Annotated in this window: 18 protein-coding genes and 1 pseudogene; 10 read left to right on the top strand and 9 right to left on the bottom strand. The window is 65.8% G+C overall.

Annotated elements, in window-relative coordinates; all coding sequences use genetic code 11:
• The 3 genes from VN856_RS10620 to VN856_RS10610 form a co-directional block, all read left to right on the top strand.
• Window positions 1–342 (top strand): FAD-dependent oxidoreductase (locus VN856_RS10620; protein ID WP_325688731.1); only part of this gene is annotated, 342 nt, incomplete at its 5' end.
• Window positions 342–1,433, top strand: coding sequence for a methyltransferase (locus VN856_RS10615; protein ID WP_325688729.1), 1,092 nt, complete (start codon window positions 342–344; stop codon window positions 1,431–1,433). The genes VN856_RS10620 and VN856_RS10615, both read left to right, overlap by 1 nt.
• A 29-nt stretch (window positions 1,434–1,462) precedes the next feature.
• The gene (locus VN856_RS10610) at window positions 1,463–2,290 is read left to right on the top strand and encodes an arylamine N-acetyltransferase (RefSeq protein ID WP_325688727.1); all 828 of its coding nucleotides are present in this window, start codon (window positions 1,463–1,465) and stop codon (window positions 2,288–2,290) included.
• Here VN856_RS10610 and VN856_RS10605 read toward each other — a convergent pair.
• Genes VN856_RS10605 through fadD3 form a run of 5 tightly spaced genes read right to left on the bottom strand, consistent with a single transcriptional unit; the run spans window position 2,287 to window position 8,017 of the window.
• On the bottom strand, window positions 2,287–3,453 hold the full coding sequence (locus tag VN856_RS10605; protein WP_325688725.1) for a pyridoxal phosphate-dependent aminotransferase: 1,167 nt from the start codon (window positions 3,451–3,453) through the stop codon (window positions 2,287–2,289). The genes VN856_RS10610 and VN856_RS10605 overlap by 4 nt on opposite strands.
• A gap of 10 nt (window positions 3,454–3,463) precedes the next feature.
• Window positions 3,464–4,405 carry an acyl-CoA dehydrogenase family protein gene (locus VN856_RS10600; protein WP_325688723.1) on the bottom strand — a complete coding sequence of 314 codons (942 nt, stop codon included), beginning with the start codon at window positions 4,403–4,405 and terminating at the stop codon, window positions 3,464–3,466.
• Entirely contained in the window at window positions 4,402–5,358 is a 957-nt protein-coding gene (locus VN856_RS10595) for an acyl-CoA dehydrogenase (protein ID WP_325688721.1), read from the bottom strand. Before VN856_RS10595 ends, VN856_RS10600 begins: the two co-directional genes overlap by 4 nt.
• Complete coding sequence (locus tag VN856_RS10590; RefSeq protein ID WP_325688719.1) at window positions 5,355–6,488, bottom strand: acyl-CoA dehydrogenase family protein; 1,134 nt, start codon at window positions 6,486–6,488, stop codon at window positions 5,355–5,357. Before VN856_RS10590 ends, VN856_RS10595 begins: the two co-directional genes overlap by 4 nt.
• Complete coding sequence (gene fadD3, locus VN856_RS10585; RefSeq protein WP_325688717.1) at window positions 6,488–8,017, bottom strand: 3-((3aS,4S,7aS)-7a-methyl-1,5-dioxo-octahydro-1H-inden-4-yl)propanoate--CoA ligase FadD3; 1,530 nt, start codon at window positions 8,015–8,017, stop codon at window positions 6,488–6,490. Before fadD3 ends, VN856_RS10590 begins: the two co-directional genes overlap by 1 nt.
• Window positions 8,018–8,118: 101 nt before the next feature.
• On the opposite strand from fadD3, the gene ipdE1 reads away from it, so the two are divergent.
• The 5 genes and pseudogenes from ipdE1 to VN856_RS10560 form a co-directional block, all read left to right on the top strand.
• Complete coding sequence (gene ipdE1 / locus VN856_RS10580) at window positions 8,119–9,264, top strand: acyl-CoA dehydrogenase IpdE1 (protein ID WP_325688715.1); 1,146 nt, start codon at window positions 8,119–8,121, stop codon at window positions 9,262–9,264.
• Window positions 9,261–10,049, top strand: a complete 789-nt coding sequence (gene ipdF, locus VN856_RS10575) for a (5R,7aS)-5-hydroxy-7a-methyl-1-oxo-2,3,5,6,7,7a-hexahydro-1H-indene-carboxyl-CoA reductase (protein ID WP_325688713.1) — start codon at window positions 9,261–9,263, stop codon at window positions 10,047–10,049. The genes ipdE1 and ipdF overlap by 4 nt, the downstream gene beginning before the upstream one ends.
• Complete coding sequence (gene kstR2, locus VN856_RS10570; RefSeq protein ID WP_325688711.1) at window positions 10,046–10,645, top strand: TetR family transcriptional regulator KstR2; 600 nt, start codon at window positions 10,046–10,048, stop codon at window positions 10,643–10,645. The genes ipdF and kstR2 overlap by 4 nt, the downstream gene beginning before the upstream one ends.
• 1 nt (window position 10,646) lies before the next feature.
• Window positions 10,647–11,807: a steroid 3-ketoacyl-CoA thiolase FadA6 gene (gene fadA6 / locus VN856_RS10565; protein WP_325688709.1), complete on the top strand. Its 1,161-nt coding sequence runs from the start codon at window positions 10,647–10,649 to the stop codon at window positions 11,805–11,807.
• A 99-nt stretch (window positions 11,808–11,906) separates the two neighbouring features.
• Window positions 11,907–12,768, top strand: a pseudogene (locus VN856_RS10560) (endonuclease domain-containing protein); the annotation flags it as partial.
• Window positions 12,769–12,828: 60 nt separating this feature from the next.
• Here the strand turns inward: VN856_RS10560 and VN856_RS10555 are convergent.
• The gene (locus tag VN856_RS10555; protein WP_325688705.1) at window positions 12,829–13,116 is read right to left on the bottom strand and encodes a CDGP domain-containing protein; all 288 of its coding nucleotides are present in this window, start codon (window positions 13,114–13,116) and stop codon (window positions 12,829–12,831) included.
• A 75-nt stretch (window positions 13,117–13,191) separates the two neighbouring features.
• On the bottom strand, window positions 13,192–13,782 hold the full coding sequence (locus VN856_RS10550) for a TetR/AcrR family transcriptional regulator (protein WP_325688703.1): 591 nt from the start codon (window positions 13,780–13,782) through the stop codon (window positions 13,192–13,194).
• A gap of 84 nt (window positions 13,783–13,866) precedes the next feature.
• Between VN856_RS10550 and VN856_RS10545 the strand changes: the two genes are divergently transcribed.
• Together VN856_RS10545 and VN856_RS10540 are read left to right on the top strand one after the other, a co-directional pair.
• A complete protein-coding gene (locus VN856_RS10545) occupies window positions 13,867–14,583 on the top strand; it encodes a DUF899 domain-containing protein (RefSeq protein ID WP_325688701.1) in 717 nt (238 codons plus the stop codon).
• Window positions 14,580–14,969, top strand: coding sequence for a VOC family protein (locus tag VN856_RS10540; protein ID WP_325688699.1), 390 nt, complete (start codon window positions 14,580–14,582; stop codon window positions 14,967–14,969). The genes VN856_RS10545 and VN856_RS10540 overlap by 4 nt, the downstream gene beginning before the upstream one ends.
• Before the next feature lie 2 nt (window positions 14,970–14,971).
• Here the strand turns inward: VN856_RS10540 and ipdC are convergent, their stop codons facing one another.
• A complete protein-coding gene (gene ipdC / locus VN856_RS10535; protein WP_325688698.1) occupies window positions 14,972–16,030 on the bottom strand; it encodes a (3aS,4S,5R,7aS)-5-hydroxy-7a-methyl-1-oxo-octahydro-1H-indene-4-carboxyl-CoA dehydrogenase in 1,059 nt (352 codons plus the stop codon).
• The coding region (gene ipdB / locus VN856_RS10530; protein ID WP_325688696.1) for a cholesterol ring-cleaving hydrolase subunit IpdB at window positions 16,030–16,654 on the bottom strand (625 nt) is incomplete at its 5' end. The genes ipdB and ipdC, both read right to left, overlap by 1 nt.

Genomic DNA, 16,654 nt, shown 5'->3' with positions numbered 1-16,654 from the left:
TTGCTCGGCGATGCCGCGCACACGATGCCGCCCACGCTCGCCCAAGGCACCAATCAGGCTTTGCTGGACACGATGGTGCTGTGCAAAGCGCTGTCAGATCTACCCGAAGGTGTCGATGTCAGCAGCGCCCTGCGGAGGTATGAGAACACTCGGCGCCGCAAGGTCAAAGCGGTGTCCTGGGTGACGATGCAGCAGGTGTCGCGCAGCGAGGCGGCGCTGCGGCCTGCCGCGCTCATCTCGGACCGCTTGATGACGTGGGCGCTGACACGGTTCCTCGGTTGGGTCAGCCATCGCGATATCTCGACCGAGATCAGCCGCGGGTCGCTCGCCGAGGTGCGGTGATGTCGACGACCACGAAAGTGCCACCTGCCGCGGCCGCCCGCGTCGTGGAGTGGGTGCGCCATCAGTTGTATCGACTCAACCAGCGGTTGATGCCCGCGCCCGCGACGATGATGGAGATGATCATCGCGACCTGGGTGTCGCAGGCGATCAGCGTCGCTGCCGAACTGGGTGTCGCCGATGCCTTGGCCGATGGGCCGTTGACCATCGACGAGTTGTCGGCGAAGGTCCGCGCGGATTCGGACGCACTGCGTCGGCTGCTGCGCGCATTGATCGGTAGAGGCGTCTTCCATCGTCGCCGCGACGGCCGATTCGAGTTGAATTCCCTTGGCCGAACACTGTGTTCGGACGGGGAGGCGTCGATGGTCTGGGCTGCCCGGTTCTATGGGTCGCGCGAGCAACGCGAACGTTGGACAATGTTGGCGGATTCGATTCGGACCGGAAGGTCCGTGGTTCCGGTGTTGCACGGCAAGGAGAGCTTCGACTATTTCGCCGAGGACCCGCTACACGCCGATCTCTTCAACCGAACCATGGCCAGCATCTCTGAGCTGACCGATGCTTCGGTGGCGGCCGGCTATGACTTCGGTGCCTACCCCACGATCGTCGACGTCGGCGGCGGGCACGGACCGCTGCTGGCTACCATCCTGGCCGCGACGCCGCGCTCACAAGGTGTGCTGTACGACTTATCTGCGGTCGTGGCGGACGCTCCAAAGATCTTGTGCCAGAAAGATGTGGCGGACCGTGTTCGCATCGAAGCGGGATCGTTCTTCGACAGTGTTCCGGCCGGTGGCGACGCATATGTGCTGAAGAACATCATGCACGACTGGCCCGACGACAAGGCCGTCCAGATCCTGCGCAATGTTCGCGCTGCGGCCGGCCGCCACGCCACCATCTTGCTGGTGGAACTGGTGATCCCCGACCACGATCGGGACTTCCCGGGGAAATGGGCGGACCTCGAGATGCTGCTGAACTTGGCTGCCCGCGAACGCACCGCCGCGGAGTACCGAAACCTACTCAGCCAAGCTGGATTTCAGATGACCCGGTTGGTCCCGACCGCATCGCCGTTGAGCCTGGTGGAGGCCCGCGTGGTGTGATCCGGCCGTCGCTGGTCACAATGGGGCATATGACGCTGGATCTCAATGGGTACTTCGAACGGATCGGGTACCGTGGCGTGGCCGACCCAACCTTCGATGTCCTGCACGAATTGGTGACGGCGCACACCCGAACGATTCCATTCGAGAACCTTGACCCGCTGCTGGGGGTGCCGGTCGACGACCTGAGCCCAGAAGCTTTGGTCGACAAGCTGGTTCACCGGCGCCGCGGTGGCTATTGCTACGAGCACAACGGCCTGATGGGTCACGTGCTGGAAGCAGTCGGCTTCGGGGTGCGGCGGTTCAAGGCCCGGGTGGTCTGGACGATGCAACCTGGCGCCCCGGTACCGTCACAAACGCACACTCTCCTGGCGGTAACCCTCCCCGGGGCGCCGCAACTGTTGCTGGTCGACGTGGGTTTCGGCGGTCAGACGCCGACGTCGCCCCTTCGGTTGGAGACCGGCAGCGTCCAGCAGACAACGCATGAGCCCTATCGTCTCCAGGATCGCCGGGGTGCTCTGGTGCTGGAGGCGCTGATCCGCGACGAGTGGCAGTCGTTGTACGAATTCTCCACCAGGACAGCGCCGCCGATCGATTTGAAGGTCGGGAGCTGGTATGTCTCCACGCACCCGTCATCGCATTTCGTAACCAACCTGATGGCCTCTCTGGTGACGGCCGACGGGCGATGCAACCTCTCGGATCGCCATCTCTCCATCCACGACGGCGGCAAGACCGAGAAGATCGTGCTGCCGGACGCCGCGGCGGTGGTCGACACGCTGACCGACCGGTTCGGGATCAACGTGGCCGACACCGGCGAACGCTCGGCGCTTGAAGCCCGAATCGACGAGCTGACGTCCTAACGGCCCGGCAGCCAGCTGCCCATTCGGCGCAGCGCCTCGTCGATATCGCCGGCAGGTCCGGCGAAGGAGAGCCGGACGTAGGAGCCGCCACGCTCGGGATCGAAGTCGATACCGGGCGCAATCGCTACACCGGTGTCGGCCAACAACTTTGAGCAGAAAGCCATCGAATCATCGGTGAAGTCCGAGACGTCGGCGTAAACGTAGAACGCGCCGTCGGTGGGAGCCAGCCGGTCGATACCGATGCCGCGCAAGCCGTCGAGCAGCATCGCGCGATTGACGGCATATTGGTGCAGATGCCCGTTAGCTTCGTCGACGGCTTCCGGGGTGAACGCCGCGACCGCGGCGTGCTGCGACAGCACGGGTGGGCAGATGGTGAAGTTTCCGGTCAGTCGGTCTACCGCCCGGCGCAGCGCGGTCGGCACCAGCAACCAGCCCAGCCGCCACCCTGTCATCGCGAAGTACTTGGAAAAGCTGTTGACCACGAATGCATTTCGGGACGTGCTCCAGGCGCAGCTGGTCTGCGGGGCGCCGTCGTAGACCAGCCCGTGGTAGACCTCGTCGCTGATCAGCCGCGCTCCCGATTCGTCACACCAGGAGGCGATCGCCGCGAGTTCCGCGGGCGGGATGACGGTACCCGTCGGGTTGGCCGGGCTGGCGACGACAACACCCCGCACGGGCGGGTCGAGGTCGGCGAGCATCTGCGCGGTGGGCTGAAATCGGGTCTCCGGTCCGCATTCGATCACCACGACCTCACACCCGAGTGCGGTCAGGATGTTGCGGTAGCAGGGATAGCCGGGGCTACTGACCGCCACCCGGTCGCCGACGTCGAAGCAGGACAGGAACGCCAGCAGAAAGCCACCGGAAGATCCTGTGGTCACCACGACGTCGTCCATTTCGACCTGCAGGCCGTACCGGTCGAGGTACGACGCGGCGATTCCGGCCCGCAGCTCCGGAATGCCCAGCGCCACGGTGTAGCCCAGCTGGTTGAGATGCAAAGCGGACGCGGCGGCGGCGCGTACCGGCTCGGGAGCCCCGGCGCTGGGCTGGCCTGCCGACAGGTTCACCAGATCGCCGTGGCTGCGCTGGCGTTCGGCCGCGGACAGCCAGACGTCCATCACGTAGAACGGCGGGATCCCGGCGCGCAGTGCGACGTGATCGGTCATGCGGTCAACGTTAGAACACTTCGGATTCCAGCCGGCGCAAGTGCTCGCCGGCCGGGCCCAGCAATTGCGAACTGCCGTGCGCGCGTTTGAAATACAGCTGCATGTCGTGTTCCCAGGTGATCGCGATACCGCCGTGCAGTTGAATGCCTTCGGCAGCCACCGTGCTGAACGCCTCGGTGGCGGCGAAGCGGGCCAGCGCCGCCGACGTCGGTGACGGGGCATCCGCGGCGTCGTTCACCACGGCGCGGGCCGCCTGCACCGCGACGTAGAGATCGGCCATCCGGTGCTTGAGGGCCTGGAAGCTGCCGATCGGCCGGCCGAACTGCTGACGTTCCTTGGTGTAGTCGACGGTAAGTTCCAGGCAGCGAGTGGCGGCGCCGATCTGTTCGGCGGCCAGCAGTATCGCCGCGGCATCGGCCACACCGGGATCCGTGCCCAGCGGAGAAGTGCTGTTCGGTGTGAGCCGGGCCAGTCGGCGGGTGGGATCCATGGACGGGAGCGCCTCGACGTTGAATTCTGTCCAACGGTTCAGCTTGCCGTCGTGGGCCGCGATGACGATGTCGGCGACATCGCCGTTGATGACGTAGTCGGCGTCGAACACCACCGTGCCGATCGCAGCACCCTCGGCCAGCGAACCCAGCGCGTCGGCGTCGGGCTGGTCTGCGGCCAGCAGGGCCAGTTCGGCCAGCGTGGTGCCGAGCAGCGGGCTGGGCACCAGGCCCTTGCCGAGTTCTTCGAGGACGACGGCGGCATCCCCGAGAGTGCCGCCGGCGCCGCCGAATTCCTCGGGCACTACCAGAGCGCCGGCGCCGACCTGCTCGCAGAGCAGCCGCCACAGTGATTCGTCATAGCCACGTTCGGAGTCCATCGCCTCACGGACCGCGGCGGGGGCGGCGTGCTTGGCCACCAGCGCCGCGACGGTGTCGCGCAGCAGTTCCCGTTCGTCACTCACAATGCCTCCAGAACCCGTCGCCGGTGCGTGGCCGGGTCGCCCCAGGCCGCTCGCAGGGCCTGCACCCTGAGCAGCCACAGCGACAGATCGTGCTCGGCGGTGAAACCGATGGCGCCGTGCGTCTGCAGCGCCGACCGCGCGGCCAACAATGCGGCATCCGACGCGGACGCCTTGGCCGCACTCACGTCGCGGGCCGTGTCGGGCGACCGGTCGGCCAGCGACAGCGCGGCGCCGTACACCAGCGGACGGGCCAACTCGAGCGCGATATGCACATCGGCCAGTTTGTGTTTGATCGCTTGATACGAACCGATGACCCGGCCAAACTGGGCGCGCTGCTTCGCGTAGTCCACCGCGGCGTCCAGCAGAGCCTGTCCCGCCCCCACCAGCTGGGCGGCGGTGGCCAGCGCGCCGAACTCGTACGCGCGTGCCACATCGGCTTGCCACGCCTCGCATACCGCGTCGGCGTCGAACAGGTGGCGGCTGGGATCGACGGACTCACGCCGTTCGCCCACGTGCGCTTCGCTGACCCACCCTTCGGCTTCGGCCGCTAGCACGAGTCCGGCTGCATCGGCGTCCACAGCCCGGGGCACGTGCGGCCGGAGCGCGACGGTGGCGATCAGTTCGCCGGTGGCCAGCGCGGCACACCGTTCATCCTCGGCAAGCAAAAGTGGCGCTACCGCGATGGATTCGGTGACCGGCCCGGGTACGCACCAACGGCCCAGCCGTTCGAACGCGACGACCAAGTCGACCGGGTGCGCGTCGATGCCGTCGAACCGCTCCGGCACCGCCAGCGCGGTGACGCCCAGGTCGGCCAACCGCGCCCAGACCTTGCGGCCCGGCCCGGTGTCGCCGGCTGCCCAGGCGCGCACCGCACCTGGCAGGTCGGCAGCCGCCAGCGCCGCGTCGATGCTTGCGGCGAAGTCACGCTGCTGTTCGTCAAGATCGAATTTCATTTGGACTTCTCCCGGGGCAGTCCCAGCAGCCGCTCAGCGATGATGTTGCGCTGAATCTCGTTGGTGCCCGCATAGATCGGGCCGCCCAACGCGAACAGCAACCCGTCCGTCCAGGTGTTGGCCAGTTCCCCGTCGGCGCCGCGGATCTCCAATGCGGTCTGGTGCAGCGCCACGTCCAGGTCGGACCAGAACACCTTGGTAACCGAGGACTCCGCGCCCAGTTCGCCACCGCCGGCCAGCCGGGTGACGGTGCCGAAGGTGTGCAGGCGATAGGCCTGCGCCTTGATCCAGGAGTCGGCAACCTGATCGCCAAAGGTGCTGTCGTCGTAGTCTTTCCATAGTTTGGCCAGCCGCTCGGCGGAGGCAAGGAAGCGGGCCGGGCTGCGCAGCGACATGCCGCGCTCGTTGCTCGATGTGCTCATCGCCGCCCGCCAGCCGTCGTTTGGCTGGCCGATCACGTCCGCATCGGGCACGAACACGTCGTCGAGAAAAATCTCGCCGAACCCGGTATCACCACCGAGTTGGGCGATCGGCCGCACGGTGATCCCATCTGCCTCCAGGTCGAACATGAAATACGTCAACCCGCTGTGGCGCTGTGCTTCGGGATCGGAGCGGAACAATCCAAACGCCCTGTCGCCGAATGGTGCTCGTGAGCTCCAGATCTTCTGGCCGTTGAGCAGCCACCCTCCGTCGGTGCGAGTCGCCGTCGAGCGCAATGAAGCCAGGTCGCTGCCCGACTCGGGCTCCGACCAAGCCTGCGCCCAGATCTCTTCGCCGCTGGCCATTTTCGGCAGCACCCGATCCAACTGCTCTTCGGTGCCGTGCGCGAACAACGTCGGCGCCAGCATCGAGGTGCCGTTGGCGCTGGCCCGGCCGGGCGCGCCGGCCCGGAAGTACTCCTCCTCGTAGACCACCCACTGCAGCAGCGTCGCGTCGCGGCCCCCGTACTTCTGCGGCCAGGTGATCACCGATAGTCCCGCGTCGAAAAGCACCTTGTCCCAACGGCGGTGCTGCTCAAAACCTTCCGCTGTGTCATACGAGCGCGTCGGAAACACGTCTCGGTGCGACAACAGGAAGTCGCGCACTTCGTGCTGAAAAGTCAGCGTCTCGTCGTCGAATTGCAGATCCATCACGCCATCTCTCGCAGTAGCGGTTTGACCACTTTGCCGCCGGCGTTGCGCGGCAGTGTGTCGACAAACCTCACCGAACGTGGAGCTTTGAAATTCGCCAAGTACTCACGGGTGTAAGTGATCACCGCTTTCTCGTCGAGCCTGGAGTCGGGTCGTGTCACCAGGAACGCCCGGCCGACTTCGCCGAGTCGCTCGTCGGGCACGCCGATCACCGCGCAGTCCAGCACACCGTCCAGCCGGGCCAGCACTTGCTCGATCTCGGCGGGGTAGACGTTGAAGCCGCCGCAGATGTACATATCCTTCAGCCGGTCGGTGATCTGGAGATTGCCTGCGGGATCAAGCTTTCCGATGTCGCCGGTGTGCAGCCAGCCGTCGGCGTCCACGGTCGCCGCGGTGGCGTCCGGATCGTCGAGGTAGCCGAGCATCACATTGGGCCCGCGCAGCAGCACCTCGCCGTGATCGCCGATACGCAGTTCGAATTCCGCGATCGGCCGCCCACAGGTGGTGGCCACCGTGACCGCGTCGTCTTCGGCGCGGCACATGGTGCCCATCCCGCTGGACTCGGTCAGGCCGTAGGCGGTCAGCACGATGTCGATGTCGAGTTCGGCCTGCATCCGCTCGATCAGCACCACCGGCACCGTCGCCGCGCCGGTCACCGCGAACCGCAGCGAGCTCAGGTCGTAGCGGTTACGGGCGGGATGGTCCAGCAGGGTTTGGTAGATGGTCGGCGGTCCGGGGAGCACGGTGATCCGGTGGTCGGCCACGGCGCGCAACGCCTGCTCGGCGTCGAAGGTCAGCTGCGGGATCAGCGTGGCGCCGGTCTGCAGGCAGGCCAGGATTCCGGCCTTGTAGCCGAAGTTGTGAAAGAACGGGTTGATGCAGAGGTAGCGGTCGTCACTGGTGATCTTGCCGCAGGCGGCCCACGACGCCGAACCGGCCAGTGACTGCCGGTGCGCGCACAGCACGCCTTTGCTGCGGCCGGTGGTGCCGGAGGTGAACAAGACGTCGGCGACATCGTCGGGACGGACCGCCGCCGCGCGGGCGTCAGCCGCCTCGAGGGCCTGGTCATCAGCTCCGTGGCTCACAAATTCGTCCCAGGTGCCGTCGTCGGCATCGATGGGCACCCGCACGATGTGCCGCAGATCGGGCAAAGCGGCGCGGTCGAGGTCGGCGACTCGGTCCGCCCCGAGGAATTCGCCCATTGCCACCAGCAACGGCGCGCCGGTGCGGGCCAGGATGTCGGAGGCTTCGGCCGCGGTATAGCGGGTGTTCAGCGGTACCACGGTGGCGCCGGCGTAGTGCGTGGCCAGGCAGGCAATCACCCAGTGCCAGGTGTTGGGGGACCAGATCGCCACCCGATCACCGGTCTGCACGCCGAGGCTGATCATCGCGGCCGCCGCGCCCCGCACTTCGTTCCGCAGTTCGCCGAAGGTGAGGGTCCGATCCGGTGTGACCAGCGCATTGTGGTCAGGAAGCTGGCGAGCGATGTGGTCCAGCGCCGCAGGAATGGTCTGCGGATGGCTCGACATCGAACTCCTTGGTGCTTATTGCCCGGCCGATCTACGCCGCTGCACGGCCCGTCATCGCCGGGGCCTAACAAAGCAAGTGCTTGGTAGGTTAGCCTACAAGGGTGCAAGGCGTCGAGGAGTTCAGGTCCGAGGTCCGCGATTGGCTGGCCGAGAACCTGGTCGGTGACTTCGCCGCGCTCAAGGGGCTCGGCGGGCCCGGTCGCGAGCACGAGGCGTTCGAGGAGCGGCGGGCCTGGAACCAGCACCTGTCGCAGGCGGGCCTGACCTGTCTGGGCTGGCCGGTCGAGCACGGCGGTCGCGGTCTGTCGGTTGCTCATCGGGTGGCGTTCTACGAGGAATACGCGATCGCCAACGCGCCCGCCAAGGTCAATCACTTCGGCGAAGAACTGCTGGGCCCGACGCTGATCGCCTTCGGCACTCCCGAGCAGCAGCAGCGGTTTCTGCCGCGGATTCTCGACGTCACCGAACTGTGGTCGCAGGGCTATTCCGAACCCGGTGCCGGCAGCGACCTGGCCAACGTGTCGACCACCGCGGTGCTCGACGACGATGAGTGGGTCATCAACGGCCAGAAGGTGTGGACGTCGCTGGCGCACTGGGCGCAATGGTGCTTCGTGGTGGCCCGCAGCGAAAAAGGTTCCAAGCGTCACGCCGGCTTGTCGTATCTGCTCGTCCCGCTCGACCAGCCGGGGGTCGAGGTCCGCCCGATCGTCCAGCTGACCGGTGACTCCGAGTTCAACGAGGTCTTCTTCGACGACGCCCGCACCGACGCCGATCTCGTGGTCGGTCAACCCGGCGACGGCTGGCGGGTCGCGATGGGAACGCTGACCTTCGAGCGCGGCGTGTCGACGCTCGGCCAACAGATCGTCTACGCCCGCGAGCTGAGTGCCCTCGTCGAGCTCGCCAAAAGTACTGGCGCCGCGGATGATCCGCTGATTCGCGAACGTCTGACCCGGTCTTGGGCCGGCTTGCGGGCGATGCGTTCCTACGCGTTGGCGACCATGGACGTCGAACAGCCCGGCCAAGACAACGTCTCGAAGTTGTTGTGGGCCAACTGGCATCGTGATCTCGGTGAGATCGCGATGGACGTGCAGGGTAAGGCGGGCCTGGTGCTGGCCGGCGGCGACTTCGACGAATGGCAGCGGCTCTACCTGTTCACTCGCGCAGACACCATCTACGGCGGCTCTAACGAGATACAGCGCAACATCATCGCCGAGCGCGTGCTCGGTCTACCGAGGGAGGCTCGATGACGCTCGCCGTTGCGCCGAAAGAAGTCGCCGGACACGGACTTCTGAACGGCAAGGTCGTGATCGTCACGGCCGCGGCCGGCACCGGAATCGGGTCTGCGACCGCCCGGCGCGCGCTCGCCGAGGGCGCCGACGTCGTTGTCTCAGATCATCACGAACGACGGCTCAGCGAAACCCGTGACGAGCTGTCCGCGCTGGGACTGGGTCGGGTCGAGAGCGTGGTCTGTGACGTCACGTCCACCGCGCAGGTCGACGCCCTGATCGCGTCCACCACCGCACGGTTGGGCCGGATCGACGTGCTGGTCAACAACGCCGGCCTGGGCGGTCAGACTCCGGTCGTCGAGATGACCGACGACGAGTGGGACCGCGTCCTGAACGTCACCCTGACGTCGGTTCTGCGGACCACCCGGGCAGCGCTACGGTATTTCCGCGACGCTGACCACGGCGGTGTCATCGTCAACAACGCCAGCGTGCTGGGTTGGCGGGCGCAGCACTCGCAGTCCCACTACGCGGCGGCCAAAGCCGGCGTGATGGCGTTGACGCGTTGCAGCGCAATCGAAGCCGTCGAATACGGGGTGCGGATCAACGCGGTGTCGCCCAGCATTGCCCGACACAAGTTCCTCGACAAGACGAGTTCGACAGAACTGCTCGATCAGCTGTCGGCCGGTGAGGCGTTCGGCCGCGCTGCCGAGCCGTGGGAAGTGGCCGCCACCATCGCCTTCCTGGCCAGTGAATACTCCAGTTACCTGACTGGAGAAGTGATTTCGGTGTCGAGTCAGCACCCATGACCGAAGTCAGCCCGCCGAACAGCCGCCGCGACGAGTTATTGGAACTCGCCGCGAAGATGTTCGCCGAACGCGGGTTACGCGCAACCACCGTGCGTGATATCGCCGACAGCGCCGGCATCCTATCCGGGAGCCTGTACCACCATTTCTCTTCCAAAGAAGAGATGGTCGACGAAGTGCTGCGGAACTTCATGGACTGGCTCTTCGCTCGTTACCAGGAAATCGTTGACACGCATTCGAATCCGCTAGAGCGACTCAAGGGGCTGTTCATGGCGTCCTTCGACGCCATCGAGCATCGGCATGCGCAGGTCGTGATCTATCAGGACGAGGCCAAACGGTTGCTGCCCCAGCCCCGGTTCTCTTACCTCGAGGACCTGAACAAACAGCAGCGCAAGATGTGGGTCGACGTGCTGCACCAGGGCATCGAGGAGGGTTATCTGCGTCCCGACCTCGATGTCGACCTGGTTTACCGATTCATCCGTGACACCACCTGGGTGTCGGTGCGCTGGTATCAGCCCGGTGGACCGCTCACCGCGCAACAGGTGGGTCAGCAGTATCTCGCTATCGTCCTAGGTGGAATCACCAAAGAAGGAGTCTGAAATGCCCGAGGCTTACGTCATTGACGCTGTGCGCACTGCCGTTGGTAAGCGCAATGGGTCGCTGGCCGGCGTGCATCCCGTCGATCTGGGCGCGCTCGGCTGGCGTGGGCTGCTGGACCGGGTCGACATCGACCCCGCCGCTGTCGAGGACGTGATCGCCGGTTGCGTCGACGCCATCGGAGCGCAGGCCGGCAACATCGCCCGGCTCTCCTGGCTGGCCGCAGGTTATCCCGAAGAGGTTCCCGGCGTCACCGTCGATCGGCAGTGTGGATCGAGCCAGCAGGCCATTTCCTTTGGCGCGCAAGCGATCATGGCAGGTACTGCCGACGTGATCGTGGCGGGCGGCGTGCAGAACATGAGCCAGATCCCGATCTCGTCGGCAATGATCGTCGGCGAGCAGTTCGGCTTCACCTCGCCGACCAATGAATCCAAGCAGTGGCTGCACCGGTACGGCGATCAGGAAATCTCGCAGTTCCGTGGCTCGGAGTTGATCGCCGAAAAGTGGAATCTGTCTCGCGAGGAGATGGAGCAGTACGCCTTGACCAGCCACGAGCGCGCCTTTGGTGCGATCCGCGGCGGCCACTTCGACAACGAGATCATCGCCGTGGAAACCGAACACGGTGCGTTTCGCGTCGATGAGGGTCCACGCGAGTCGTCGCTGGAAAAGATGGCCGGCCTGAAGCCGTTGGTCGAAGGAGGCCGCCTGACCGCCGCGATGGCCAGTCAGATTTCCGACGGTGCCAGCGCGGTGCTGTTGGCTTCCGAGCAGGCGGTCAAGGACCACAAGCTCACACCGCGGGCGCGTATCCATCACATCAGCGCCCGCGCCGCCGACCCGGTATTCATGCTTACCGGCCCGATCCCGGCCACCCGCTATGCGCTCGAGAAGACCGGCCTGTCCATCGACGACATCGACACCGTCGAGATCAACGAGGCGTTTGCGCCGGTCGTGCTGGCCTGGCTCAAGGAGATCAAGGCCGACCCGGAGAAGGTCAACCCCAACGGGGGTGCGATCGCACTGGGCCACCCGCTAGGCGCAACCGGTGCAAAGCTTTTCACCAGCATGCTCAACGAACTGGAGCGCACCGGCGGTCGTTACGGCCTGCAGACCATGTGCGAAGGCGGCGGCACCGCCAACGTCACGATCATCGAGCGGCTGTAGTCCCACGCGCGAGCGTGAATCTCGCGACGCCCTCGCGGGGTGTTGCGTCGCAGGATTCACAGTCGTTGGGTTGTCGGTGCCCGCTGACAGCATTTCCGTGTGACGGAACTAAGTTGGCCGTTTCTCGGCCCGGAAGTGCTGGCCGCCAAGGCGCTGCCGGAGCGGGCGATGCGCTCGGTGTACGAACCCGTCTATCCGGGTGTCTACGCACCGTGGGGCATCACATTGACAGCTGCTCAGCGCGCGGAAGCGGCTTGGCTGTGGTCCCGGCGGAGGGCGGTCGTCGCAGGAACGTCGGCCGCTGCGCTGCTCGGCGCCAAGTGGGTGGACCCAACCGTCGACGCCGAGTTGATCCACGACAATCGCCATCCACCGGCCGGCATCAAGGTACGCAGCGAGACGTTGCTGGCCGACGAAGTGTCCAATGCCGGCGGTATCGCCGTAACGTGCCCGGCGCGAACGGCATTCGACATCGGCCGACGAGCGAGCCCTCAACTGGCGACGGTGCAGTTGCTCGACGCGTTGGCCAATGCGACAGGTGCCACGGCCGCCGACGTCAAGGCGGTGATCGCCGCACACCCCGGCGTACGCGGCCTCGCGCGGCTGTGGCGAATTCTGCCACTGGTCGACGGCGGCGCGGAGTCTCCGCAGGAAACACGGACCCGCCTGGCGTTGATCGCGGCGGGACTGCCCAAGCCGCAGACGCAGATCGTCGTGCGCGACGAGTATGGCGAATTCGTTGCGCGCATCGACATGGGCTATGAAGACCTGCGCGTCGGTATCGAGTACGACGGTCCTCAACATTGGACGAATGCCGAGCAGCGCGGTCGTGACATAGACCGCTACAGCGCGCTACACGACCTCGGCTGGGTGATTGTTCGGGTGACCAGTGAGCTGCTCAGGTATCGGCAGGGGACCCTGATTGCTCGTGTGGAGGCAGCGATGCGAGGCCGCCGGATGGCCGCGTGAGGTCCAGTGTGAAGTGGACGACGCTTCGGCGGCGTGTCTGGTCGTCAGATTCTCAGTCGATGTGCGTCGGTGGATCGGCGAAACCGAAACCGCCGGGATGTAGATCGGGCCCCATGGAGTCGCAGCTCTTTTCGGGTATGAGGAAGGAGCTGGCGCCTTGGTAAGACAGGTGAGTAGTTGCTACACAACGCTGCCAGGTGCCGTCAGGCTGGACCGGCCCATCGCACTTGCTGAGCACTGGCCCGCCGTAGATGCACCCGGCACGGGCCGGCGGCGCTGCGTCGATCAGCGCCCCGGCCATCAGCAGGGCAGCCAGGCCTCCGACGACGCAGCGCTTCATGGATGCCTCCTGTCCCAACCCAACGACTGACGCTACCGCTTAGCTAACCCGTTCACGCCGCCTTTCGCACTGGCTTCACGCTGGCCGCGTAACCCCGGCAATGATGTCGTCGACCGTGCGGGCCGCAAGCAACTCCACTTGCCGGCGGGGCACATGACGCAACGGACCGCGCAGGGCAAGTTCGGCGAACCCGTGCACCGCAGACCAGCACGGCCATTCGGCGCCATCGCGTCGTTCGGGGGCAAGTGCCCCCGCGGCCACCATCGCGTCCAGCGCATCGACCAACGCCAGATACGGTGGAGCACCGGCAGTTTCATCAGGGTTGACCGCCCCAAAAAAGGCCACCGCGAACCACCCCGGCTCATCGAGCGCGAATTTGATGTAACCCATCCCGACCGCGCGGAGTTGATCCGCCGCGCCGCGCCGGCGCGACGAGCTCTGCATCCGCGCCACCATCCGATGTTGGATTGCGCTGGCAACCGCGCCTAGCAGGGCTTCACGATCGGCGAAGTGGCGATAGGCGGCGTTGGGTGAAACCCCCGATTGCCGAGTCGCTTGCCGGATGGTGAGGGCTTCCGGCCCGCCGGTCCGGGTGAGGGCCAGGCCGGCGTCGATCAATGCTGTGCGCAGGTCCCCGTGGTGGTAACCGGTCTTCAAGGTAGCCAACTCTTGACCCTCCTCGAAGCCGAAGTGTACGGTGTGAACATTAGCATGTTGACGGCGTAAACATCGGTATCGGAGGGGATTGTTGTGACAACCGCAGGATTGCCGCCCGTGGTGGACGAGCAAGTCTGGCAGCGCGAACTGGAAGCGCTGCGTGTCCGCGAAAAAGCCGCCACCCGTGAGCTTGACGCCATCGCGGCGCAGCGACGACGGCTGCCGATGGTGGCGATGCCGGACTACGTCCTGGAAGGCGAGAACGGACCCGTGCGGCTGGCCGAGATTTTCGACGGCAAATCGCAGCTGATCGTGTACAGCCACATGTGGTTTCCCGATGAAGAGTGGCAGTGCCCGGGTTGCACCGGCTTCACCTCACAGTTCACCCGGCTGGAGTTCCTGGACAACTACGACGCCCGGTTCGTGATCGTTACTCAAGGACCCATCGACGAGGCACTCGCCTACAAGCGACGAGTGGGCAACAAGATGACCTGGTACTCCACCGCGAACAGCTCGTTCGGCGCCGATGTCGGCGCCCCACCCGGCGGCGGATTCGCGGTGAATGTCTTTCTGCGCGATGGGAATCAGGTCTACCGGACCTGGCACACCGATGGTCGCGGAACCGAGCAGCTGAGTCACTCGTTCGCGTTGATCGATCTACTGCCGTACGGCCGTCAGGAGGAGTGGCAGGACTCTCCAGGGGGCTGGCCGCAGTCACCCACCTACAGCCGCTGGGCCGGATCGCAAGACATCGCCCGCACATACGGTGCTGGCATGGCAGACACCAACCAACCTGGAGGAGCAAAATGACCATCACGACGACTGGCCTGACGACTATCAGCCTGGTGTGCGTACCGACGGTCGAGCAGGACAAGGCGGTTGCGTTCTACGAGTCACTCGGGTTCGAGAAGAGAACGGACCAGCCGTTCGGCGGCGGCTACCGCTGGATCGAGGTCTACCCACCCGAGGGCACGACCGGAATCGCCCTTGCTCCACCTCCGCCGGACTACGGGCCGGTGCAGCCGACCAACACCGGTATCACGCTGACCACCAACGATATCGACGCGACGCACGCGAAGATGAAGGAACTCGGCGTCGACGTCGATGCGCAGGTGGCACGAGCGGGCGAGCCGGTTCCACCGATGTTCTGGTTTCGTGACCCGACCGGGCACACCCTGCTCGTCGTGGAGTCCTGAGGTCACTGCACGAAGGCGGCCGCCGACTGCAGATGCTTGACGGCATCGGTGACGATCGCATCGATCAGCTCGGCACAGGACGGCAGGTCCTCGACGATGCCGGCCACTTGGCCGGACGCCAGCACCCCGGCGTCGGTGTTGCCCTCAACCAGGCCGGCTTTGAGCAACATCGGCGTGTTGGCCGCCATCACCACCTGCGACCAGGACAGGTCCTTGCCGTGCCGCATCGCCAGGCCGTCGCGAATCATCGAGGCCCACGTCATCTGCGACATCTTCTTGAACTTCGCGGCGTTGCCGATGGCAGCGGTGAAACCGCGTGCTCGAGAGCCGCTTTCCAGCTTCTCGACGAGGCCGGTGCGCAGCACGCGGTGCGGCATGCCGTCGACCCGCGTGGTGACGACGGTGCCGTCGAGTGCGGACTGCAGATAACGCTGCTTGACCGCGTCGGGCACGGTGGAATCCGAGGTAAGCAAGAAGCGGGTGCCCATCGCCACGCCGGCGGCGCCGTACGACAACGCCGCCGCGAGCCCGCGGCCATCGAAGAAGCCACCCGCGGCGATCACCGGAATGCTGACGGCATCGAGAACCGAGGGCAGCAGCAGCGTCGTGGCGATCGGCCCGGTGTGCCCGCCCCCTTCGCCGCCCTGGACGATCACCGCGTCGGCACCCCAGGAGGCCACCTTGCGGGCGTGCTTGGCCAGGCCCACCGACGGAATAACCACTGAGCCGGCGTCTTTGAGCTTGCTGATCAACTCCTGCTTGGGTGCCAATGCGAACGATGCGACCTTGACGCCCTCGCGGATCATCAGGTCCACCCGGTTGCCGGCATCACCGGCGTCGGCGCGAATGTTGACACCGAACGGTTTGTCGGTGGCCGCTTTGACCTTCCCGATCGCGACGGCCAGCTCGTCGAGCGTCATGGTGGCCGAGGCCAGAATGCCCAGTCCGCCCGCGTTGGAAGTCGCCGCCACCAGACGCGCGCCGGCCACCCAGCCCATCCCGGTTTGCACCACCGGGTGCTCGATACCGATCAGCTCGGTCAGAGGCGTGCGCAGTTTCATCAACGTATCTCTCGGTCTCGCAATGCTTTAGGGTCGATGACCTCGCGTATCAGCCCCAACTCATCGTCGGTCGGCAGCCGTGACTCGTCCGCCCCGTCAAGACCGTGTATTTCGAACGAGGTGTTCTCGCGAACCTCGTCGGCCGCGACGCCGGGGTGCAGCGACAGCGCCCGCATCGTGCGCTCCGGCCCACCGAAGTCGAACACGCCGAGGTTGGAGACCACCCGATACGTGTTGGCGAACCGGAACGCCGGATTGTCGATGTCCACGTTGTCCCACCCGACCCCGCAGACCACGTCGACGGTTTCACAGAACACCCGCTTGGAGTGGTTACCCACCCAGTAGCTCGTCGCATGGTTGATGGCGTTACCCGGTGCGCCGCGGACACCGAACATCTGTCGCTTCGGCTGCTGCAGCGGCCCGAACGCGGAGATGTTCTGATTGCCATGGCGATCAACCTGATTGGCGCCCATCACCACGTGCCGTCGTCCCCAGGCCAGCGTCTCGAACACCCGGCCGAACGGCATCCAGCCTTCGACGGGTCCGGTCTTGCCGAGTGCCGGGGTGTCGGCCAGCAGTTGCGCCTCGCCGTCGGTCAGCAAGATGTCCGGGGAGAACGTCAGC

It is taken from the genome of Mycobacterium sp. (genome assembly GCF_035603715.1).
GTDB lineage: Bacteria > Actinomycetota > Actinomycetes > Mycobacteriales > Mycobacteriaceae > Mycobacterium.
This window is presented reverse-complemented; position numbering and strand designations above follow the sequence as displayed.